Annotated in this window: 21 protein-coding genes; 5 read left to right on the top strand and 16 right to left on the bottom strand. The window is 67.2% G+C overall.

What is annotated here, in order from left to right; translation table 11 throughout:
• Nucleotides 1–28: 28 nt before the first annotated feature.
• Nucleotides 29–1,243, top strand: a complete 1,215-nt coding sequence (locus AC5Y4Q_RS02095) for a CaiB/BaiF CoA transferase family protein (protein WP_064922627.1) — start codon at nucleotides 29–31, stop codon at nucleotides 1,241–1,243.
• On the opposite strand, the gene AC5Y4Q_RS02090 is transcribed toward AC5Y4Q_RS02095, so the two are convergent.
• Together AC5Y4Q_RS02090 and AC5Y4Q_RS02085 are read right to left on the bottom strand one after the other, a co-directional pair.
• Nucleotides 1,240–2,043, bottom strand: coding sequence for a thioesterase family protein (locus AC5Y4Q_RS02090; protein ID WP_064922613.1), 804 nt, complete (start codon nucleotides 2,041–2,043; stop codon nucleotides 1,240–1,242). The genes AC5Y4Q_RS02095 and AC5Y4Q_RS02090 overlap by 4 nt on opposite strands.
• Nucleotides 2,040–3,059: an NAD-dependent epimerase/dehydratase family protein gene (locus AC5Y4Q_RS02085; protein ID WP_064922612.1), complete on the bottom strand. Its 1,020-nt coding sequence runs from the start codon at nucleotides 3,057–3,059 to the stop codon at nucleotides 2,040–2,042. Before AC5Y4Q_RS02085 ends, AC5Y4Q_RS02090 begins: the two co-directional genes overlap by 4 nt.
• A 111-nt stretch (nucleotides 3,060–3,170) precedes the next feature.
• On the opposite strand from AC5Y4Q_RS02085, the gene AC5Y4Q_RS02080 reads away from it, so the two are divergent.
• Genes AC5Y4Q_RS02080 through AC5Y4Q_RS02070 form a run of 3 tightly spaced genes read left to right on the top strand, consistent with a single transcriptional unit; the run spans nucleotide 3,171 to nucleotide 5,984 of the window.
• Nucleotides 3,171–3,596, top strand: a complete 426-nt coding sequence (locus tag AC5Y4Q_RS02080) for a Zn-ribbon domain-containing OB-fold protein (RefSeq protein WP_064922611.1) — start codon at nucleotides 3,171–3,173, stop codon at nucleotides 3,594–3,596.
• Nucleotides 3,593–4,738 (top strand): thiolase family protein, encoded by a 1,146-nt coding sequence (locus tag AC5Y4Q_RS02075; RefSeq protein ID WP_064922610.1) that lies wholly within the window; start codon nucleotides 3,593–3,595, stop codon nucleotides 4,736–4,738. Before AC5Y4Q_RS02080 ends, AC5Y4Q_RS02075 begins: the two co-directional genes overlap by 4 nt.
• A 16-nt stretch (nucleotides 4,739–4,754) precedes the next feature.
• Nucleotides 4,755–5,984, top strand: a complete 1,230-nt coding sequence (locus AC5Y4Q_RS02070) for an amidohydrolase family protein (RefSeq protein WP_064922609.1) — start codon at nucleotides 4,755–4,757, stop codon at nucleotides 5,982–5,984.
• A 105-nt stretch (nucleotides 5,985–6,089) separates the two neighbouring features.
• Here the strand turns inward: AC5Y4Q_RS02070 and AC5Y4Q_RS02065 are convergent, their stop codons facing one another.
• Genes AC5Y4Q_RS02065 through AC5Y4Q_RS02020 form a run of 10 tightly spaced genes read right to left on the bottom strand, consistent with a single transcriptional unit; the run spans nucleotide 6,090 to nucleotide 15,782 of the window.
• Nucleotides 6,090–6,584: a nuclear transport factor 2 family protein gene (locus AC5Y4Q_RS02065; protein WP_064922608.1), complete on the bottom strand. Its 495-nt coding sequence runs from the start codon at nucleotides 6,582–6,584 to the stop codon at nucleotides 6,090–6,092.
• A complete protein-coding gene (locus AC5Y4Q_RS02060; RefSeq protein ID WP_064922607.1) occupies nucleotides 6,584–7,006 on the bottom strand; it encodes a Zn-ribbon domain-containing OB-fold protein in 423 nt (140 codons plus the stop codon). Before AC5Y4Q_RS02060 ends, AC5Y4Q_RS02065 begins: the two co-directional genes overlap by 1 nt.
• Nucleotides 7,007–7,012: 6 nt before the next feature.
• Nucleotides 7,013–8,221, bottom strand: coding sequence for a thiolase family protein (locus AC5Y4Q_RS02055; RefSeq protein ID WP_064922606.1), 1,209 nt, complete (start codon nucleotides 8,219–8,221; stop codon nucleotides 7,013–7,015).
• Between the two features lie 15 nt (nucleotides 8,222–8,236).
• Entirely contained in the window at nucleotides 8,237–10,462 is a 2,226-nt protein-coding gene (locus tag AC5Y4Q_RS02050; protein ID WP_065019431.1) for an acyl-CoA dehydrogenase family protein, read from the bottom strand.
• Nucleotides 10,459–11,466: an NAD-dependent epimerase/dehydratase family protein gene (locus AC5Y4Q_RS02045; protein WP_064922604.1), complete on the bottom strand. Its 1,008-nt coding sequence runs from the start codon at nucleotides 11,464–11,466 to the stop codon at nucleotides 10,459–10,461. The genes AC5Y4Q_RS02050 and AC5Y4Q_RS02045 overlap by 4 nt, the downstream gene beginning before the upstream one ends.
• Nucleotides 11,467–11,478: 12 nt before the next feature.
• Nucleotides 11,479–11,919, bottom strand: a complete 441-nt coding sequence (locus tag AC5Y4Q_RS02040) for a nuclear transport factor 2 family protein (RefSeq protein ID WP_064922603.1) — start codon at nucleotides 11,917–11,919, stop codon at nucleotides 11,479–11,481.
• Nucleotides 11,916–12,794 (bottom strand): IclR family transcriptional regulator, encoded by an 879-nt coding sequence (locus AC5Y4Q_RS02035; protein ID WP_234786542.1) that lies wholly within the window; start codon nucleotides 12,792–12,794, stop codon nucleotides 11,916–11,918. Before AC5Y4Q_RS02035 ends, AC5Y4Q_RS02040 begins: the two co-directional genes overlap by 4 nt.
• Before the next feature lie 19 nt (nucleotides 12,795–12,813).
• The gene (locus AC5Y4Q_RS02030) at nucleotides 12,814–13,647 is read right to left on the bottom strand and encodes an SDR family oxidoreductase (RefSeq protein WP_064922602.1); all 834 of its coding nucleotides are present in this window, start codon (nucleotides 13,645–13,647) and stop codon (nucleotides 12,814–12,816) included.
• Nucleotides 13,648–13,660: 13 nt separating this feature from the next.
• The gene (locus tag AC5Y4Q_RS02025) at nucleotides 13,661–14,476 is read right to left on the bottom strand and encodes an SDR family NAD(P)-dependent oxidoreductase (RefSeq protein ID WP_064922601.1); all 816 of its coding nucleotides are present in this window, start codon (nucleotides 14,474–14,476) and stop codon (nucleotides 13,661–13,663) included.
• Nucleotides 14,477–14,519: 43 nt separating this feature from the next.
• Nucleotides 14,520–15,782, bottom strand: coding sequence for an amidohydrolase family protein (locus tag AC5Y4Q_RS02020; protein WP_064922600.1), 1,263 nt, complete (start codon nucleotides 15,780–15,782; stop codon nucleotides 14,520–14,522).
• 25 nt (nucleotides 15,783–15,807) lie between these two features.
• On the opposite strand from AC5Y4Q_RS02020, the gene AC5Y4Q_RS02015 reads away from it, so the two are divergent.
• Nucleotides 15,808–16,626: an AraC family transcriptional regulator gene (locus AC5Y4Q_RS02015; RefSeq protein WP_064922599.1), complete on the top strand. Its 819-nt coding sequence runs from the start codon at nucleotides 15,808–15,810 to the stop codon at nucleotides 16,624–16,626.
• 119 nt (nucleotides 16,627–16,745) lie between these two features.
• Here the strand turns inward: AC5Y4Q_RS02015 and AC5Y4Q_RS02010 are convergent, their stop codons facing one another.
• Genes AC5Y4Q_RS02010 through AC5Y4Q_RS01995 form a run of 4 tightly spaced genes read right to left on the bottom strand, consistent with a single transcriptional unit; the run spans nucleotide 16,746 to nucleotide 21,443 of the window.
• Nucleotides 16,746–17,927, bottom strand: a complete 1,182-nt coding sequence (locus AC5Y4Q_RS02010; protein ID WP_064922598.1) for an acyl-CoA dehydrogenase family protein — start codon at nucleotides 17,925–17,927, stop codon at nucleotides 16,746–16,748.
• A 12-nt stretch (nucleotides 17,928–17,939) separates the two neighbouring features.
• The gene (locus tag AC5Y4Q_RS02005; RefSeq protein WP_064922597.1) at nucleotides 17,940–18,992 is read right to left on the bottom strand and encodes an acyl-CoA dehydrogenase family protein; all 1,053 of its coding nucleotides are present in this window, start codon (nucleotides 18,990–18,992) and stop codon (nucleotides 17,940–17,942) included.
• A 13-nt stretch (nucleotides 18,993–19,005) separates the two neighbouring features.
• Nucleotides 19,006–19,824 (bottom strand): amidohydrolase family protein, encoded by an 819-nt coding sequence (locus tag AC5Y4Q_RS02000; protein WP_064922625.1) that lies wholly within the window; start codon nucleotides 19,822–19,824, stop codon nucleotides 19,006–19,008.
• Nucleotides 19,821–21,443 carry an acyl-CoA synthetase gene (locus AC5Y4Q_RS01995; RefSeq protein ID WP_064922596.1) on the bottom strand — a complete coding sequence of 541 codons (1,623 nt, stop codon included), beginning with the start codon at nucleotides 21,441–21,443 and terminating at the stop codon, nucleotides 19,821–19,823. Before AC5Y4Q_RS01995 ends, AC5Y4Q_RS02000 begins: the two co-directional genes overlap by 4 nt.
• Between the last annotated feature and the right edge of the window lie 6 nt (nucleotides 21,444–21,449).

The raw sequence follows: 21,449 nt of genomic DNA, 5'->3' as shown, positions 1-21,449 counted from the left end.
TCAGGAGCGCGCTGAGTTGATCAAGGTGATGGACGGCTTCCGGGTGCTCGAGGTCGCGCAGTTCACGTTCGTGCCCGCCGCCGGCGCGATCCTGGCCGACTGGGGCGCTGACGTCATCAAGGTGGAGCACCCGGTGCGCGGCGACACCCAGCGCGGGTTCATCCGGATGGGCGGCTTCGAACTCAACCCCGACCGGCACCCGCTGATCGAACACCCCAACCGCGGCAAACGGAGCGTCGGTATCGACGTCTCTTCACCCGAGGGCCAGCAGGTGCTCTACGAACTGGCCGCCACCGCCGACGTGTTCTTGACCAACTACCTTCCGCGGGCCCGGCAGAAGAACAAGTTCGACGTCGAGCACATCCGGCAGGCGAACCCGAACATCGTCTACGCCCGCGGCAGCGCCTACGGCGACAAGGGACCCGAACGCGACATCGGCGGGTTCGACGGCACGGCGTTCTGGACCCGCAGTGGCGTCGGCTACGCTCTGAGCCCCGAGGAACTCGGCGCACCACTGTCCCAGGGGATTCCGGCGTTCGGCGACTCGGTCGGCGGCATGAACATCGCCGGCGGTATCGCCGCGGCGTTGCTGCATCGCGAGCGCACCGGGGAGGCCCTTGAGGTCGATGTCTCGCTGTTGTCCACCGCGTGGTGGGCGGCCGGCGCCAGCGTCACCCAGGGTATGGAGACCGGCGAGGCCATGCGTGCGCTGATGCCGCAATCCGGTGGCTCACCGGCGAATCCGTTCCTGGGCAACTACGCCACCTCCGACGGCGGCACCATCAACCTGTGCATCGTCAGCCCGACCGGATACATTCGGGACACCTTCGAGCACTTGGGAATTCCTGAAGCCGCCGATGACCCCCGCTTCTGCGACGTGCTGCCGCTGATGGAGAACGCCGACGCGGCCAGCGAACTGATCGTCGCGGCGATCGGCGCCAAGCCCTTCGAGTACTGGCGCCAGCACCTCAAGACGATGAAAGGCCAATGGGCGCCGTTTCAGAGCCTGGTCGACCTGGGCTCGGACGAGCAGGCGATCGCCAACGACATGATCGTCGAAGTCGAAGCCGGTGACGGCGGCCCGGCGTTCAAGGTGGTCCGTGGCCCGGTCCAGTTCAACCACGAACCACTGGAGACCACCCGCGCCCCGCAGGCCTCCGAGCACACTGAGGTCGTGCTGATGGAGCTCGGAATGGACTGGGACCGTATCGAAAAGCTCAAGGAATCCGGCGCTATCGCCTAGCCGGCCGTCGAGTCTTCCCGCCGGTTGCCGGGGTCGAAGTTGAAATTCGCGATCGCGGTCGACACCCCGCTGCCGATCGGGCCGCGGGTGTCGAACAAGCTCGCACTTCCGGTCGCTACTCCGGCGTCGCTGTAATGGGTCAGCGCCGCCAACCCGATATAGGGCCCCACCGGTAGCCGGCTCAGGGCCAGGGTGTAGTCGGCGTTGATGAAGGCCAAGCCCTTGGTGCTGAAATTCGTCAACGAGGCGGTGACGTCGACGGCCATCGCCGCCCGCACGAAGGGCGTGAGCTCCTCGCCGTCGACGAGATCGCGGATCTCGCGGATCCAGGCGTATCGCGGTCCGGAGTGTTGCCACGGAAAGCGATCGCCGACGTCGCCGCCGTAGGCCCGGATGAACATCGGTACCGACTCGTCGAAGCGGGCCGGCTCCTCCGGGACCGGCGGAAGCGTTATCGCGGTGGTGAAGAAGTCACCGTCGGGCTGCACGCCGCGGCGCAGATACAACGCCGAGGCGCGGGCCACCAGCTCGCCGTCCTGCGTCATGGCGGCGTCCACGGCCCGCATCCGCGACCCGGTGCGGACCACCGCGGCGGTGACTCGCAGCGGCGCACTGGCCACCCGGCGCAGGATTTCGACGGTCAGCCGCGCCGGCTGCAAGTCGTCGCCGCCGACGTGCTGCTCGATGGCGCGGGCCAGTAGGCCGCCGACCACCTGGCCGCCCAGCGTCGGCCCCCACCCGCCGTGAGCGATGGCGTTCGGCACCAGGTCGTTGTCACGACGAACCACGAATGGGATCATGTCGTGCTGCGCTCCAGGTAGAACTTCGCGGCGCGGCGGATCGCATGCTCAGTCGGTTCCGGGTGCCAGCCCAGTTCCCGGGTTGCCTTGCTGTGATCGGCAGGAGAGGTCAATGCCATCAGGCGTGCCCCGGTCGCGGTGAAAGCGAAGTCACGGCGCAGCAGTGCTCCCACCGCGCCGACGAGGTGCCCCAGTAGGTGCACAACCGTCATCGGCACACCGATGCGCGGCGGTTGGGCTCCGACCGCTTCGGCTGCGATGGTGAACATCTCGCGCTGCGTCATGTACCGCTCGGAGATGATGTAGCGCTCACCGATCCGGCCGCGCTCCGCGGCCAGCAGCATTGCCCGGGCGGCGTCATCGATCCCGACCACCTCGGCGCCGACGCCGCGCACGTAGGCGGGCAGCTTGCCCAGCGCGGCGAGCTGAATGAGCATGCCTTGCCGCGGCTGCCAGTCCGGCGGCCCGTAGGGATTCGACACGTTCGCCACGACGGCCGGCAGGCCGCGGTCGGCGACATAGGACAGTACCAGCCGCTCGGCCTCGCGCCGTGAGGCGATGTAGCCCCCGCCCTGATCGGCCCAGTTGAACGGCGTTCGCTCGTCCACCGTTTCGCCGTTGCGGCCCACCGCGATGGTGCCGATGGTGCTCAAGAATACGAACCTGTTGAGGTCGGCCTGCGCCGCGACGTCCAGGACGTTGCGCAGCCCGTCGACGTTGGTCCGAAACAGCGGTGCGGGGTCGCGCAGTTCGGCCCGGGTGTCGACGACGCAGTAGTACACGACGTCCCGGTCGGCCATGGCGGCGGCGACCGCCTCGGTGTCGAAGATGTCGCCGTAGCGCCGCTCCACATCGAGCCCGTCGATCCCCTTGGTGGAGCTCGAACGGCGCAGCAACACGCGCACCTCGTCGCCGCGGGCGACCAACTGCCGGGTCACGCAGGCGCCGACGTTACCGCTGGCGCCCATGACCAGAGCTCGCCGCCCATTCGCCGCGGATCCGTTGTTCACTGTCATACCTGCAGCCTTCGCCGTGATCGCCGGTGCCCGGAAGCCCCGCTGGTCAACTGCGGCGATCATACTTTACTGTAAGCATTACAGTTAGCTGACCCGTTAGGCGGAGGCCCCATGCAGAAGGCGCTAGCACCCGACATCTCGACGTGGCCGGAAGAGAACCCCCAGTTGGTCGGCAGCCGCTGCGCGGCCTGCGACGCCACCGTCTTCCCGGCCCAGCCCCGTTGTCCGAAGTGCAGCGGCGATCAGATGGTCCGGGAGTTGCTCCCCCGCAGGGGAACTCTGGTGGCTTGGACCACCCAGGGCTTCCCACCCGGCCCACCGTATCTGGGCCCGGCAGGTAACGACTTCGTGCCGTTCGGCGTGGGGCTGGTGCAGCTCGGCGACGTCGTCCGGGTGGAGGGCCGGCTCACCGTGAACGATCCGGACAAGCTGCAGTTCGGTATGCCGGTGGAGCTGACCATGGTGCCGTTCGCCGCTGACGCTGACGGCAACGAGATCGTCACCTTCGCCTTCCGGCCGACGGGACAGCGCTCATGAACGACGTCGCCATCATCGGGGTCGGTCTGCACCCGTTCGGGCGCTTTGAAGGCAAGTCGGCGATGGAAATGGGCGTCGATGCCATCTTCGCCGCGGTCGCCGATGCCAGAGTGGCCTGGGCGGACATCGGCGCCGCCACCGGCGGCAGCTGGACGGTGGCGAACCCGGATGCGATCGTCGGCATGGTGGGTCTTTCGGGCATCCCGTTCACCAACGTGTTCAATGCCTGTGCCACCGCGGCCAGCGCAGCCAAGGTCTGCGCCGACGGGATCCGGCTCGGCGACTATGACATCGGGATCGCCGTCGGCCTGGACAAGCACCCGCGCGGGGCGTTCACCGAGGACCCGGCGCTGGTCGGCATGCCGCGCTGGTATGCCGAGAACGGCCAGTACCTGACCACCCAATTCTTCGGCATGAAAGCCAACCGGTACCTGCATGATCACGGCATCTCGCAGGCGACGTTGGCCAGGGTCGCAGCCAAGAACTTCCGCAACGGCGCGTTGAACCCGAATGCCTTCCGGCGCAAGCCGATTTCCGAAGAGGAGATCCTGAGCTCGCCGATGCTGAACTATCCGCTGACCCAGTACATGTTCTGCGCGCCGGACGAGGGCGCGGCCGCGGTCGTCATGTGCCGGGCCGATATCGCGCACCGCTACACCGACAAGCCGGTGTACCTGCGGGCGGTGGAGGTGCGCACCCGCCGCTACGGCGCCTATGAGGTCAATACCACGTTCGCGCCGGTCACCGAGGATGTCGCGCCGACGGTGTACGCCGCGCGTGCTGCGTTCGAAAAGGCCGGGGTGGCACCCGAAGACGTCGACGTGGTCCAACTGCAGGACACCGACGCCGGCGCGGAGATCATCCACATGGCCGAATGCGGTTTCTGCGCCGACGGCGACCAGGAGAAGCTGCTCGCCGAGGGTGCGACCGAGATCTCCGGCTCGCTGCCGGTCAACACCGATGGCGGGCTGATCGCCAACGGCGAGCCGATCGGCGCTTCCGGGCTGCGCCAGCTCCACGAGCTGGTGCGCCAGTTGCGCGGCGAGGCCGGTGACCGCCAGGTCCCCGGCGAACCCAAGGTCGGGTTCGCCCAGCTCTACGGCGCACCGGGCACCGCGGCGGCAACAATCCTGACCCGTTAGCGACAAGAGACCCCCAATGAGCCAGTTCAAAGACGCGCCGATCTTCGATGCCGACCAACACATGTACGAAACCCCCGAGGCGTTGACGAAGCACCTGCCGGAGAAGTATTCCCGGGCAGTCCAATTCGCCCAGATCGGCCGCCAGACCCGGATCATCATCAACAATCGCGTCAGCGACTTCATCCCGAATCCGACCTTCGAGCGGGTTGCCGCGCCGGGTGCGCACGAGAGGTTCTTCGCCGGTGAGAACACCGAGGGCCTGACCCTGCGCGAGATGCAGGGGCGTGCGATCGAGGCACCGGCAGCCACCCGCAACCCCGCTGACCGGGTGCAAGAACTGGACCGCCAGGGCGTGGTGGAGGCGCTGAACTACCCGACGCTGGCCAGCCTGGTGGAACACTCCGCAGCCGACGACCCGGAGCTCACCCTCGCGATCATTCACGCGCTGAATCAGTGGATGGCCGAGCACTGGAGCTACAACTACCACGGCCGGGTGTTCTCCACGCCGATCATCAACCTCTCCGAGGTCGACGCCGCCCAGCGCGAGCTGGACTACATCCTGTCCCAGGGCGCCGCGGTGGCGTTGATCAAACCCGGCCCGGTCAACGGTGTCCACGGCTGGCGCTCACCGGCGCTGCCGGAGTTCGATCCGTTCTGGCGCGACGTGGAGGCCGCCGGTCTACCCATCGTGCTGCATGCCAGTTTCCCGCCGCTCGATGACTACGTCGGCCGGTGGGAGCCGCCCTACACGCAGAATTTCATGACGCAGAGCGCTTTCCGCTGGATGGTGCTGGGACATCGGGAGATCGCCGATATGATCACCGCCCTGATCTGCCACGGCACCTTGACCCGATTTCCCAAGCTGCGCATCGCCAGCGTCGAGAACGGCAGCTCATGGATCGCGCCGCTGTTTCACGACTTCGGCGACCTGTACAAGAAGATGCCGCAGAACTTCCCCGAGCATCCCCACGACGTGTTCCGGCGCAACATCTGGGTCAGCCCGTTCTGGGAGGGCTGCATCTCCGATGTCGTCGAGACCGTCGGGTGGGACAAGGTGTTGTTCGGCTCGGACTACCCACACCCCGAAGGCCTGGCCGAGCCGAAGGGATTCTGGAAGTACGCCGAGGGCATGGACGTTCGGCGCACCTATGACTTCATGGGTGACAACGCCCGCCGATTCATGGGGCTGCCGATCACGAACCCGGATCCGGCGGCGGTCAATCCGCCGGCGCCGGCGAGTGTATGAGGTTTGCCCGCCTTATAGCGACACCGCCCGTCTATCCCCCACCACCACAGCAGTTGTCGCTACAAGCCGGGCACAACACCCTATGGTCCAGCAGGCGTCTGGACCTCATTTCATCAGCCGCTCGGCGACTCTGCCCACCACCGCGCGAATCCGCGGCGAGATATACACCGCCACCAGACCGTTGAACACGTCCTCGCGCAGCCGGGTCAGTGTCGAGGTCTTGATCCGCCACTCGCCGTCGACCTTCTCGTAGGTTTCGGTGTAGTGGCCGTAGCCGCGCAGGTTCACGCCCGGACCGAAGCGCACCACATCTTCCAGCGCCCACACCCCTTTGGCCGCCGTGGATGAGGTGAGCTCGATATCCGGCGCATGCACCTGATGCACGGTGGCCTGGGAGCGCAGGCTCTTGCGGGTGAACGCCACGAAATCATCAGCGCCCGCGATGATCTTCCCGCCGGCGCGAGAGGTGTCGCTGACGAAGTCGTCGGCGAAGAGGGCGCGCCAGGCGGTCCAGTCCTTGGTGTCCAGGTAGCGGCAGTAGCGGGACTTGAGCCGTTTGATCGCCTCGATCTCGAGCAGCACCGCAGCGTCGTCCGCCATCAAGCCACCTCGTGCGCGGGTTCGTAGCGCAGCATCGTCACATCGTGTTCGGGGTAGTCGCAGAACACCGGCCGCACCCGCATACCCACCACCAGCTCGTCGGGATCGACGTTGACCAGTTCGGTGGAGAACCGCGGCCCCTCATCCCATTCCACGATCGCCAGCAGTTGCGGGACGGCGTCGGCGAAATGCAGACCCACCGGCCGGCGGGCCACCGTGAAGGAATACAGCGTGCCCATTCCCGAGATCTCTCGCCATTCCAGGTCATCGGCCAGGGTGCGCGGCGCCCGCACCCGCGGGTAGAAAACGTAGCGATCGGTCGATGGCGAGTACTGGATCACGATGCGGTGGTCGGCAAGCGCATCCCAGAACGGTGCGGTGGTCGGTGTTTTGACCGGCATCGGGCGTTCGAAGGTGGTCATCGGCGTTCAGTCCCCTACCAGGATGAGGGTGGTCTGTTCGGACAGGATGCCGCCGTTTCCGGAGACGAAGGCCCGATTGCAGTCGGTGACCTGGGCTGCGCCGGCACGGCCCATGATCTGGCGGGCGGCGTCGCAGACGTGGTGCATGCCGCCGGCCAGACCGGCCTGCCCAAACCCGAGTTGGCCGCCGGCGGTGTTGAGTGGGAAGTCGCCGCGGAAGGTCAGGTCGTGGTCGGTGATGAACTGCATACCCTTGCCCTTTTCGCAGAATCCGGCATCCTCCAGGGACAGCAGCACCGTGATCGTGTAGCAGTCGTAGATGGAGACCATGTCCATGTCCGCGCGGGTCAGATTCGTCATCGCAAAAGCGGTATCGGCGGCCTCGCGGATCGGGGTCGCCAGCAGATCTGCGGCGTAGGTCGGGGTCTTGAACGGCACGTGCTCACCGAACCCCTTGATCCACACCGGACGATTGCGTGCTCGCCGCGCGATGTCGGCCGAGGCGATCACGACGGCGGCACCGCCGACGCAGGGCATCACGATCTCCAGCATGTGCAGGGGGTCGGCGATCACCGGGCTGGCCAGCACGTCGTCGATGCTCAGCGGGGTGTCGCGCCAGATGGCACCGTCGGTGTGGTTGGCGTTGACGCGTTGGTCGACGACGATCTTGGCCATGGCCCGCTCGTCGTAGCCGTAAACGGCACCGTAGCGGGTGGCCACCTGCCCGTAGGGTCCGTTCTGGCCGAGGTTGCCATACGGGATCTCGAATTCCGCCTGCGGAGAGCCGTATTGGTTGCTCGACGAGCCGAAGAACATCGCGTCGACCAGTGGTTTGGGCTTGCGCTCCGACATCGGGGTGATGTAGCGGGCCGGCAGCGCGCACAGCACCACATCGCAGATCCCGAGTTCGATCGCCGCCGCCGCGCGCCACACCATGGCGGCTGCGCTGGCACCGCCCAGGTCGACGATCTCAGCGAATCGGGCCGGCATCCCGAGGTATTCGGCGATGGTCGAGGGAACGAAGATCTCCGACTCGCCCAGGTGCGAGGTGACGATCCCGTTGACGAGTTCGCCCGGCAGTCCGGCGTCAGTCAGCGCGGCCGCACCCAGCTCGGCCCATTGTTCGAGGGTGAATGGGGCCACGGCGGCCTTGTTCATCCGTTCCGGGGGCAGCTCGACGTAGCCGACGATCGCGGCCTCTCCACGTAATCCCATGTGCGGTCCTCTATCTCACTTGCGGGGAAGGCCGAGGATCATCTGCGCGATGACGTTCAGCTGAATCTCGTTGGTGCCGCCGCCGATCAGCTCGGCGGGCGAGAGCAGATAGGGTTCGACGACGGCGGGGTCGGAATCGGCGGCCATCGCCAGGCGCCCGACGGTGGCCAGGGTGGCCCGGAAGGTGCGGCGCAGCAGGACGTTCATCGCGACCTTGGCGATGCTCGACGCCGCGCCGAGGCCCTGTCCGTCCAGCAGCCTGATCGTCTCACGCACCCCGAGCGCCTTGATCGCATTGGTGTAGGCGTCGAGCTCGCCCAACGCCCGCACCGCGTCGTCGCGCTGGTCACCGCCGGCGGCGGCGATGCACCGCAAGGCAATCGCTCGATCGTTCTCGACGTATCCGCTGATGGCTGACCGTTCCTCGGCCATGGTGGCGATGGCCAGCTGCCAGCCTTCGGTGGGCTCGCCGAGCAGCATCTCGTCGGGAACGAAGACGTCGGTGAGGAACACTTCGTTGAATTCAGCAGCCCCGGTGGCCATCACGATCGGCTGGATCTCGATGCCTGGCGAGCGCATGTCCACGATGAAGTAGCCGATGCCGCGATGTTTGGCTGCCGCGGGGTCGGTACGAGCCAGCAGTGCACCATAGTCGGCGCGCTGCGCCGCCGATGTCCAGATCTTGTGCCCGTTGATACGCCATCCGCCCTCGACCTTGACCGCGCGGGTGGTCAACGAGGCCAGGTCGGAGCCGGCGCCCGGCTCGGAAAACAGTTGGCACCAGGCAAGCTCGCCGCGTTGCGTCGGGGGAATCAATTGCTGCTGCAGGGCATCCGGTGCGGCACGTACCAGCGACGGCAGAATCCATTCGGCGATGCCCAGTGACGGCCGGACCAGCCCGGGCCGCTTGGCGAACTCTTCGATGATGATCAACTGCTGCAATGGGGAGGCATCCAGTCCCCACGGTGCGGGCCACTGCGGGGCGATCAGCCCGGCTTCGGCAATCAGTGTGCGTTGCGGGCCGGTTTGGAAGTGCGGGTAGTCGCCTTGGCGTCCCGGGCCGTCGTTGTCCAGCGCCGCGGCGGCATCGAGCGTCGCGACGACGCTCGCCCGGAACTCGGCTTCGGCACCGCCGAGGTCGACGGTGAAATCCCGCTGCTGCGTGGTCGCCAGCTCGCCGAGGCGCCGTGCCCAGCCGGTGGCGGCACCGATCGATGCGGCGACGCTGGTGGCGCGGCGCCAGTACAGATGCAGGTCGTGTTCCCAGGTGAATCCGATGGCGCCGAACATCGTCAAGGTGTCCAGGACGGCATCGGGGCACGGCGTGATCGCCGTCAGTGCCGCAGCAGCGGCGGCCATCTGATGCTGGTCGGGGGTGTCAGTGGCTGCACGGACCGCGTCCCAGGCGGCGGCGCTGGCCAGTTCGCTGTGCACCAGCAGCATCGCCGCCCGGTGTTGCAGTGCCTGGAAGGTGCCGATCGGTTTGCCGAACTGCTCGCGGGTGCGCAGGTGTGCGGTGGCCGCCTCGACGCACCACCCGGCGATCCCGGCGGAGACCGCCGCGGCGAGCCCGACGGCGAGCCATTCGGCGCGCCCGGGCTCGATACCGGTCAAGACGTCGGCTGCCGTTGCCGGGTAGCCGGTAAGTGTGAGGGTGCCCAGATCGGTGAGGAGATCGGTGCCCGCGACCGGATCCACCGACACCTGCGGCCGTGACAGGTCGATGGCCAGCCAGATCTCCGCACCATCCACGCGGTCGGCACCGACCAGCGCGACCCGCGCCGAGCAGGCACCCGAGACCAGGTCGGCGACACCGTCGATCAGCCACCCACCGTCTATCGGACGGGCGGTGAGCGTTGCATGCTGCGGCAGGACCACCGTCGCCGGCGCGCCGGCCGCCACTGCGCCCAGCAATGCCTCCCGGGCCGGCGTCGCCTGAGCGAGCAGCCCGACCGCGCCCGCGACGACCGTGGGCAGAAGCGGCCCCGGCAGGGACGCCTTGCCGGCAGCTTCCAACACGCACGCGGCATCGAGCAGCCCGCCGCCTTGCCCGCCACACGACTCGGGCAGATGGATGGCGTGAAAGCCGTTGGCCACCAGCTCTGGCCACCAGCCCGGCAGCTCTCCGGCGGCCAGCGCATCGAACGCTGTGCGGGTGTCGGCGATCGGTGCATGCCGGGCGGCGAACCGCCGCAGCGACTCGCCGACTTCGCGTTGTTCAAGGGTCAGTGCCACGCTCACGAGCTCTCCAGATTCTTCGTGCGCCCTCTGCTGCGGAAGAAGACAGCGGCTTCGGCCAAGGCCTCGGTGGTCGGCCGGGGTGCCCAGCCCAGTTCTCGCACCGCCTTGTCGTGACTCATCGGCGACATGATGTGCAGCAGTCGCATCGACAGCGGGGTCAGCGCCGTGTCGCGGCGCCGCAGCCGCGCGGCGAACTGGCCGATATGCCCCAGTGCCGACATCACCGTGACCGGAACACCGTATCGGGGTGGCTCGACATCGACTGCGGCACAGGCGGCACAGTAGATGTCGCGAGCGCTCATAAACCGTTCGGAGATGATGTAGCGTTCGCCGGGACGTCCATGCTGGCCGGCCAGGATCAGGGCGCGGGCCGCGTCGTCGATGCCGACGACCTCGGCTTGTGCACCGGAGACGTAGAACGGGAGCTTGCCGCGGACGGCCGCGGCGACCAGCCCACCGTGCGGGGTGGGCTGCCAATCGCCGGAGCCGTAGGTGTTGGCGACACACATCGCCACCGCAGGCAGGCCCTTGTCCCGGTGGTAGGCCAGTACCAGGTTCTCCGCCTGCACCCGGCTGCGGATGTAGTCACCGCCCACCTCCAGCCAGTTGTGGGCGGTGCGTTCATCGGCCAGGCCGTGATCGACGCGGCCGATGGTCCCGATCGAGCTGGTGAACACGAACCGGTCCAAGCCGGCTTCGACCGCGGCGTCGAGGACATGGCGCAGGCCCTCGACATTGGTGCGATACAACGGTTCCGGGTCGCGCAGCCAGGCTCGCGCATCGACCACGCAGTAGTAGACGACGTCACATCCGCTCATCGCCGCGCGCACCGCGTCCGCGTCGAAGATGTCTCCGTGGCGGATCTCGATGTCGAGGCCGTCGATGCCGCGCGTCGAGCTGGTGGCGCGGATCAGCACCCGGACGTCTTCGCCGGCGGCGACGAGTTGCCGGGTGACGTGGGAGCCGAGAAACCCGCTGGCCCCGATCACCAATTTCTTCAGCATTAGGAGTCCGCTCTAATCGGCTTGCGGGGCACGCAGATCGAAGCTGCTCAGCATGCGCGTCTGGGTGAAGATCCGTCGCGCGATGCGCCATCCCTGCGGTGACAGCACCAGCTCGTCGCGGTATTGGCCGACCGCATCCACCCACTGCTGGGGATCGGCGGCCAGAGCCTGCACGGTGTGCACATAGGTCACCGCGGTGGCACGGCCGGCGTTGGCCACATCGATGACCATGTTGTGCAGCATGTGCTTGGCGTCGCTCATCGCCTCATGCACCGTCGCCATGAACTCGGTGATGGATGCCGCATCAGACCACTGCCCGATCTCGCCGTAGTCGGCGACGACGTCGTCGGTGAAGCAGGTCCGAAACAGCGCCCAGTCCTTGGTGTCGATCGCGGTCGCATACCGCAGCAGCACCTCGCTGATGCCGGCTTTCGCGTCGGCGTGCTCGGTCATGCTGGATCCTTCCTTGCCGCCCATAATGATTCGATGCGTGTCGCGGTCTCCCGCACGGCCGCACCGAGGTCGCTGACCTCGGCCGGGGTCAGCGTCGCGAACGGGGACGCACCCACCGACATGGTGACGGTGCCGTCGGTGTCGTGGATCGCCGCGGCCACATTGGCGACCCGGTGCTCGGCGGGATCGAGCTCACCGGGCAGGTAGTCGACGACGGTCAGATCGGCGAAGGCACTGGCGAGCCGGGCGGTGATCTCGTCGGGCTCGCCCTCGGCGGCCAGTGCTTGCAGCGCCGAATAGACCCGGACATACTCGCGGCTCATCCGCTCGATCGCATAGCCGCGGCTGCGGACTTCGTCGAGCACCGCGCTCAGCCGTCGGCGCAGTCGCGGTGAGGGGGCGCCGAGCCCGCCCAACCACTCCCGTCTGACCTGCTCGCCCGCCTCGGCGACGAACTCCCGGCAGAACGGGGCCACGATCGGCATCCGGAACCCGACACTGACTTGCGGTGCGGCCAGCGACTCCCCAACGGTGTCGGTCACCACCACCGTCGGCCCCTGCCGAGCGCCCAGGATGACCTGCATGCCGACCGTGTCGGAGAGCCGCTGCAACTCCGGTCGGAACGCCTGCTTGTTCACCGGCCGGGTCAGCGCGGCGAGTGCGGGCCCCCACGAGTAACCGCCCGAGTGGCGATCGCGCACGATCCACTGCCGAGCCGCCAGGGTCGTGACGATGGCATGGCAGGTGCCGTGGCTGATATGCAGCAGCCTGGCGATCTCCGACAGCGAGAAGCCGCGATCGGGATCCGAGGCCAGCAGCTCCAGGATCCTGATCACCCGTTCGGTCGGGGGCGAAGAAACGGGAGTGCCAGGCACGCCGGTATTCGTGGTCATATCAAGCGTTTCCGGCGGCCAGTCGGGCACGCTCGCGCACCGAGGCGACCACCCCGCCGTCGTTGAGGATATCGGTCCCGGTGAGATAGCCTGCCGCGTCGCCCGCACAGAACGCCAGCAGTGCCGCCATCTCTTCGGGCTTGCCCCACCGTGGCACGGCGGCGTCGACAACCAGCGCCCCGGCACCGGCCCGCTCCTCGAGCCGGCCCATCTCGGTGTCGGTCGAGCCCGGCGACACCGAGACGATGCGCAGCCCGCGGCCGTTGAATCGTTCGGCCTGCGCGCTGCTGTACCAGCGGACGAACGCTTTGCTCACCGCGTAGGCGAAGCCCGAGCGCGCCTCTGCCGGAATCGGGTCGCACACACCTGCCATGGCAGCCAGGAAGGCGTGGGCATCGGTCAGCGCCAGCGGGAATTGTCCGGTCGGAATCAGTTCCTCCGGCAGCAGGTGCGCGGCCATCGATGCCACGTTGACAATGGCCGCTCCCTCGTCGGCGGCGTCATAGAACACTTCGTTGACGTTGACCGCCCCGACCGCGTTGGTTCGCATGATGTAGTCGGCGTCACCCATGCTCGGACTGACGCCCGCGGTGTGGATCACCGACGCAATCGGCCCGATGGCGGCCGCGGTGTCGAAGAGCTGTAAAACGGCATCCCGGTCCGTGACGTCACCGTGGACGAGCGTGACATCAACGTCTTTCAGCGCAGCGCCGGCGCTATCCAACCGGTCTTGCCGGACATCGCAGAGCACCACCACGTGGTCCCGGCCGACGATCCTGGCCGTGGCCGAACCTATCCCGCCCGCCCCGCCGGTGATCACCGATACCCGCGCCATGGCTCCTCCTGCCTCACTTGCCCATTGCGGCGTTGATCGCCTGCGCCATGAACGCCACCGCCTCGTTGCGGCCCAGTGAAGACAGCAGTTGCGCGGCGCCGGTGACCTGGTCACCGACGTACACCGTGGGCCCGTTGCCGAGGTTGTCCAGCGCTGCACGCACCGCTTGCTCGACCGGCTCTGCCCCGGCCGGAACCTGGTCTGTCGAGGTGATCTGACCGCGTTGGTACTCCAGCCGGCGCAGCGCCGGGGTGTCGGTCTTGCCGAGGATCAGGCCGATCACGTCGACGCCGGTGTGCTGCAGCTCGCTCCAGAGCGCCTCGGCGAATACCATGTCGAAGGCTTTGGACGCCCCGTAGGCCACCATGTTGGGGCCGCCGACGAATCCGGCGCCCGAGCCCACGACCACGATGGCGCCCGCGCCGCGTTGGACCATGGGCGGTGCCAGGGCATGGCAGAGTTGCATCGGTACGACGCAGTTGCGCTGCACCATGGCTTCGGCCGCCGAAATAGTGTTCGCCAAAAAGGGTTTGAAGTCCGGATCGGCGCCGGCGCAGTACACCAGAAAACCGACGGCCAAGCCCTCCACCGCCTGAAGCAGCGTGCGCGCCGCCTCGGGTTCAACGAGATCGACTGCCACCGTGCGCGTTTGGACTCGATACCGCGCTGCGATGCCGGCGGCGACTTCGTCGAGCAGCGCCTGCCGGCGCGCCACCAGCACCACGTTGAGCCCGCCCGCGGCCAAGGCATCAGCGAATGCGGCGCCCACCCCGTCGGAGGCGCCGACGATCAGCGCCCACGGCCCGTACCTGCCCACGCCCTGCGTCATATTGTCGAACGATACGTCGAATATTCGACGTGGGCAAGACCGCCTAGGCCTTGGCCAGTTGCTTCTCCGCATACCGCCGCGCCCACTCGGCACGCGACCGGATCGAGGTATCCACGTCGGTCGCGGTGGCCCGCAACGCCCCCACCGTCGCCTGTTCGCGAGGCGTGTGGGCGAACGGATCCCAGCTGAAGAACCGGGCCGAGTTCTCCCAGGTGATCTTGTTGATGTCGGAATCACTGGCGCCCACCGCATCGAGTTCGGCGAGCACCTGTTCGGGGGCATCCGGCCAGAAGCAGTCCGAGTGCGGGTAGTCGCACTCCCAGGCGATGTTGTCGATGCCGATCTCGTGGCGCAGCTTCAGCGACGTCTTGTCGGTGACGTAACAGGCCAGCGAGTGCTCCCGGAACACCTCCGAGGGCAGTTGAGAGCCGAAGTCGCGGCGCAACCACTTCTGGTTGGTGTAGTGCCGGTCGCTGCGGTCCAGGTAGAACGGGATCCAGCCGATGCCGCCCTCGGAGAACGCGAACTTCAGGTCCGGGTAGTTGCGCATTGCCGGGCCCCACAGCAGATCCTGGGCGCACATCGCCGAGATCTGGGTGGCCAGGATGATCAGGTTGTCGATGGGGGCGTTCGGGGCCATGCTGATCGCCCCGAACCCGGTGCCGATGTGTAGGCACATCACCACGTTGCACTCCGAGAGCGTGGTGAACACCGGCCCCCAGTACTCCTCGTCGTGGTAGCTGGGCAGCCCTTCCAGGTGCGGCAGTTCGGGCATGGTGACCGCTCGGCAGCCCTTGGCCGCCACCCGGCGGATCTCGGCGCACATCGCTTCGGGATTCCAGGTCGGCAGGATTGCGATCGGGATGAACCGGCCCGGATACGAGCCCGCCCACTCATCGATGTGCCAGTCGTTGTAGGCGGACACCATTACCAACGTGACGTTCTCGCGAGTCATATTGAGATGCCGCGCGGAGAATCCGGTGAAGGTCGGAAAGCACATCGAGGCCAAGATGCCATTGCGGCTCATGTCCCGAACCCGCTCGTGCACGTCGTAGACCCCGGGACGCATCTCGGCGAAACCGGCGGGGTCCCGGCCCCATTCCTCGGCCGGCCAAGAGACCACGGCGTTGAGCCCGCTGACGCCTTGCGGCCGGCCCTGATACATCCACTGGTCGACGCCCTTGTCATCGGTGACGACGATCGGGGCCTCCGCCTTGTACTTGGCCGGCACATGGCGCAGGAACATGTCGGGCGGCTCCACCACGTGGTCGTCGATGCTGACCAGGATCAAGTCGTCGATGTTCATGCCTCTACTAGTACCCTGGAAAGTCATGACCGTCTCCGCGCGTTCGGCCACAGATTTTGCAGAACCGGCCAACATCGATCTGCGCCGGGGTGGCCGTGCCCGGGCCGGCAGCTACCTCTACGAGGGCCGGCACCTGATCACCGGGTGGCACTCCCACGACATGCACCAGATCGAGTACGCGGTCGGTGGGGTCGTCGAAGTAGAGACCGCCGCGGCGCACTACCTGTTGCCCCCGCAGCAAGCAGCCTGGATTCCGGCCGGGCTGGAGCATCAGGCCACCATGCGGCCCGAAGTCCGTACCGTGGCAGTGATGTTCGACCCCGAGTTGGTGCGGCACGCCGGAGACCGGGCGCGCATTTTGACCGTCTCACCGCTGATCCGGGAGATGATGCTGCATTCGCTGCGCTGGCCGATCGAGCGGGCGTGCGGCGATACGGTCTCCGACGACTTCTTTCGCACCCTGGGCCATCTGGTCGCCGACGCGCTGGACCACGAGGCACCGCTGAGCCTGCCTACCTCCGATCACCCGATCGTCGGGGCGGCGATGGACTACACCAAGGCGCACCTGGCATCAGTGACCGCGGCGCAGGTGAGCCACGCCGTCGCGGTCTCCGAGCGCACCCTGCGCCGCCAATTCGAAGCGGTGATCGGCATGTCGTGGCGGACCTATCTGCTGCATGCCCGGATGCTTCAGGCGATGGCGTTGTTGGCCGCACCCGATCAAGGGGTGCAACAGACCGCGACCGCCGTCGGTTTCGACAGTCTGAGCGCCTTCACCCGGGCGTTCACCAAATTCGCCGGCGAGGCGCCGTCGAGCTACCACCGCAGGATCACGGCGGTTTAGCCGCATCAACCCGGCGGTTTAGCGAGGCTCGACGCAGGAGAGCCGAAGCTGAAACCGCCGCATCAACCCGGCGGTTTAGCGAGGCTCGACGCAGGAGAGCCGAAGCTGGAACCGCCGCATCAACCCGACGTCTTGACCACCGGCGGCGAATAGTTCGGCTTGCCCAAGCCCAGTACGTACTGGGCGATCATGTTGCGGAACACCTCCAGGGTGCCACCGTAGATGCCGACCAGCGGGGCAAAGCGGTAGACGTAGTCCGACGCCCCGTTGTCTATGGAACCGTCGGTGCCGATCGGCAGCGCCGACGCGCTGCCCAGCAGATCCATCAGATCCGGTGAGATATCGCGCATCGCCTGAGCAAGCGCGACCCGGCCGAAGATGGATGGCGCCGACAGTGACGCCTCCACCCGCGCCGCGGCGCGTCCCAGCCGGTAGGCGACTGAGCGGTCGTCGATGCGCCCCGATGTCTCGACGACCGCGCCCGCTTTGTCGACGGCCTCCGCCATGAAGTTCGCCTGGTGCATCATGATCGAGACGTCTTGCAGCCCATCGGGATCAGCCGCGACGGCGCCGTGCTCGACGTTGAGCGGTTCGCGCAGTACGGTCCAGCCGCCGTTGACCTCTCCCAGCCGGTATTTGTCGTCGACCCGCACGTCGCTGTAGTAGACGATGTTGGTGCGGTCGCCGTCGACGGTGCGCAATCCCTGGATCTCGATGCCGGGCGTGTCCAGCGGCACCAGGAACATGGTCAGGCTCTGGTGTTTCTTCGCCTCGGGATCGGTGTTGGTGATCAAGAAGACGTACTGGCAGTTGTGCGCGCCGGTGGTGAACATCTTGGAGCCGTTGATGACCCAGTGGTCGCCGTCGCGCACCGCGCGGGTCTTGCACGTCGCGACGTCGGAGCCGCCCTCGGGCTCGGTGTAACCCAGGCAGAGCCGGATGTGACCGCTGAACACACCGGGCAGGATCTCCTCACATAGTTCAGGAGAGCCGAACGACGCCACCGAACGGGCCACCATCGCGGTGGTTCCCCAGGTCACCCACGGTACGTGCGCGCGGCGCTTCTCCAACTCCCAGATGCGCCGGCGCACCCGGGAAAAGCCGCCGTCCGCTTCGGGTTTCCACTCCGCCTCCAAGTAGCCCGCGGCGCCCAGCGCCAGGTGCACGCCTTCGTCGAAGTTGTCGCCGGTCTCGCGGTCGCGGCGTTTGACCTCCTCGGTCACGTGGGTGGCCAGGAAGGCGCGTACCTCCTCGAGGAAGGCCTGGTCGTCGTCGGTCAATTGCGGTCGTGAGAAGTCCATGATGCTCCAGTTCTAAACGGCTGCGCGGTCGGCGGTTTCGCGGCCGGCGACGATCTCGGCGATGCGGCAGGCGCTGGCGCCGGGATCGCCGCCGGCCAGTGGCCAGCCGCGGGCCCGCACCAGGTACGCCGTGGCAGCGGCTTCCGCCGAAACACCGAGGCCACCTTGGATGTGCACCGCCATGGTGGCGGCCTTGGCGGCTTCCTCGGTCATGAAGACGAACGCCGACGCCGCCAGCTCCGGCCGCTCGTCGGGTTCGTTGTCCATGAACCATCCGGCCCGATAGGCAAGATTGCGCCCGCTCGCAACCGTGATCGCCATGTTCGCCAGCGGGTGAGAGATGGCCTGCAGGGTCCCGATCGGCACCCCGAGGGTGTAGCGGGTCTTGGCGAATTCCGCGGCGATGGTCATGGTCTGCTCCACCATGCCCACCAGCGCGGCGGCGGTCAGCAGTCGCCATTCATCCAGTGCCCGCTGGTATTCGGCCAGTGCGGAGCCCCCGCTGGCCAGCACTGTCCGGGCGTCGACGGCGGCCGGGTCGATCCAGGCCATCGGCAGCCGGCCGATGTTGTCCACTTTCGTGGGTCGGGTGACGAACGTCAGGCGAACGATGTCGTCACCGTCGCGGACGATGATCGCATCGGCGATCGAACCGGTGGGCAACAGACGCGGCCCGTCGGCCGCGTCCTGGTGCGGGTCGAACGCGGCCAGGTGGCTACCGCTCACGACGTCCGCGTCCACCGCGCCAAGACGCGCCAGCAGCCGCGCCGCGCACACGTGATCGATCCACGGCACCGGCGCCAGTGACCGGCCGATCTCTTCGGCGACCAGAATGAGATCCACCAGGGTGGCGCCGTCGCCGCCGACCGATTCCGGCAGCGCCATCGTGGTCGCGCCCATCGCGCACAGCCGCTCCCACAGGTTCTTGTCGAACCCGGATTCCTCAGCGACGCGGACGGTTTCGATATCGCAGTGGGTCGCAAAGAACTGCTTATAGGCGGCTTGTAGCGCCTGATGGTCCTCGGTCAGGCTGTAGTCCAACCTGCGCAGTTCGAAACGATCCATTCGTCATTGCTCCTTAGTGGTCACCGAAGAAGAAATCGCGGGCGTTGTTGTAGAGGTAGTTGTCCATCACATCGGCCGGCAGATTCAGGCCCAGCGCTTCGGGCACGACCCGGTTCATCGGCAGCACCGGCCAGTCCGAGGCGAAGATGATCTTGTCGGCGCCGCGAGTGCGCATGAAGTGCAATAGGGCTTCCGGCAACCGTTTCGGCGACCAAGCCGACGTCATCAGCCGCAGGTTGCGGTACTTGATCAGCATCCGGATCGCGACGTCCCACCACGGGTCGGCGCCGTGGATCATGCACAGCCGCAGTTCCGGGAAGCGCACGCAGACCCGGTCGAGGTGTATCGGGTTCTGCACCTCACCGGGGATCGGCGGTCCCGGAATGCCGGTGTTGACGCACAGCGGCAGATCCAGCTCGGCGCACTTGGCATACAGCGGGTAGTAGACAGCATCACTGGGCGGGTACTGGCCGTCGCCCCAGAAGCTCGGCCCCACCACGGCGTAGACCACCGGCAGGTCCTTGACGACGGCGCTGAGGTCGCGAAGTGCCGGAACCGGACGCAGCAGGTTCACCCCGCCCATCGCCAGCACGAACCGGTCCGGCCTGGCCTCTACGAACTTTCGCGCGGTCACCGACGGTGTGGCCAGGTTGTCCATCAGCACGGCCTTGGTCACACCGTTGGCGTCCATCTCCTCGAGCAGCGCCGACATGTCGGCGGGCTCGAACATCGACTTCGGACCCTTGAAGTAGTCGTCCCGCGTCTTGGCCATCCAGGCGGGCTGTTCGCGTTCGCCGAAGTGAACATTGACCAGACAATCGATCGCTCTCATGAGTTTGCGCATACCTCTTCACCCACTTGGCTTTTCGCCCACCGGTAATCGGCCTTGCCGTTGCCCAGCCGACGGACCTCCGGCACGACGACGAACTCCTTGGGCACCTTGAACCCTGCCAGGGACGTCCTGCAATGCGCCGCGAGCAGATCGCCGTTGACGTCGGCTCCGGTGCGCAGCGCCACCAGCGCGGCCAGCTCTTCGCCCCACCGATCACTGGGCCGGCCCACCACCAGCGCATCCGCCACCGCTGGGTGGGCTCGCAACACTTCTTCGACCTCCTCGACGAACACCTTCTCCCCACCGGTGTTGACCACCAGGGCGTCGCGGCCGAGCAATCGCAGCGTGCCGTCTTCCTCGACGGTGGCCCGATCACCGGAGATCACCACCCGCACACCGTCGATCTGGGCGAAGGTGCGCTGGGTGGCCTCGGCGTCGTTGAAGTAGCCGAGCGGGATCCGCCCCGTCCGCACCACCCAACCGATCTCGGGTTCGCCGGGTTTCAGGAATCGAGCGAGGTCCTCGGAGACCACGGCTCCGCCGGTTCGCAGCTCGAACGTGTCGCGCCGCGCCGCGCGCTGGCTGCGGCCGAACCCCATGTTGCCGGTCTCCGAGGAGCCATACCCGTTGATCAGAGTGATCTGCGGAAGATGCTCGAGCAGTGCCGCCTGATATTTCGGGTTGGTGGCAGCACCGCCGGTCCCGATGGCGTAAAGCGAAGGCAGGCCGTAGACTCCCCTGCCGAGCTCTTCCACCAGCGGTGCCGCGTAGGCGTCACCCACCATCGTCATCAACCCGACCTGTTCGCGCTCAACGGTTTCCAGCACCGAACGCGGGTCGAATCTGGTTCGGGTGTCGTTGAGGATCACGGTCTGTCCGCTCAGGATTGCCGAGAACGCGGTCCACATCCCGGCCGCGTGCATCAGCGGCGACAGCGCGAACCAGGGCGAACCCGCGGTGCTCACCTTCTGGTGGATCTCCGCGGCGGAGGCGTGGTCGGCGCCGACCATCGAGGAGACGTAGATGTCGCTCTGCCGCCACAGCACGCCCTTGGGGCGACCGGTGGTGCCGCCGGTGCAGATCATCAGCAGGTCGTCCGGGGACGCCAATAGGTCCCGATCGGTGTCCCCCTGCGCCAGTGCCTCATCGAGCGGTACCGCGCCGGGGAGGTCGGGGATGGTACTGCCGTCATCGACGCAGATCCGCAGGTCGATTCCGGCCGCAGCGACGATGTCGGCGAACTTTGCCCCCAGTGCCCGGTGGTAGATGATGCCGCGGGGCCCGAGATAGCGGAGCAGGTCGGCGATTTCGGCCGGTGCGTAGTAGAAGTTGACGTTGACCGGTACGGTGCGCGCTTTGAGGCAGCCGATCACCATGTCGGGGTACAGGTCGTTGTGCATCAGCAGCGCGACCCGGTCCTGTCCACATTCCCAGTTGCGCAGCTCCGCGCGCTCACGCCGGGCGCCCAGGCCGCGGCCGGCCAGGAAGTTGGCCAGCCGGCGGGTGCGCTCCGCTGATTCGGCGAACGTGCTGCGCCGGTCCCCGCAAACCGTCATGGTCCGGTCGGGAACGGCCACGGCGATCTCGTCGAGGACCGCGCCGATGGTCCACTCGCTCATAAAGGC

The sequence above is a fragment of the Mycobacterium sp. NGS16 genome (assembly GCF_059813225.1).
This window is presented reverse-complemented; position numbering and strand designations above follow the sequence as displayed.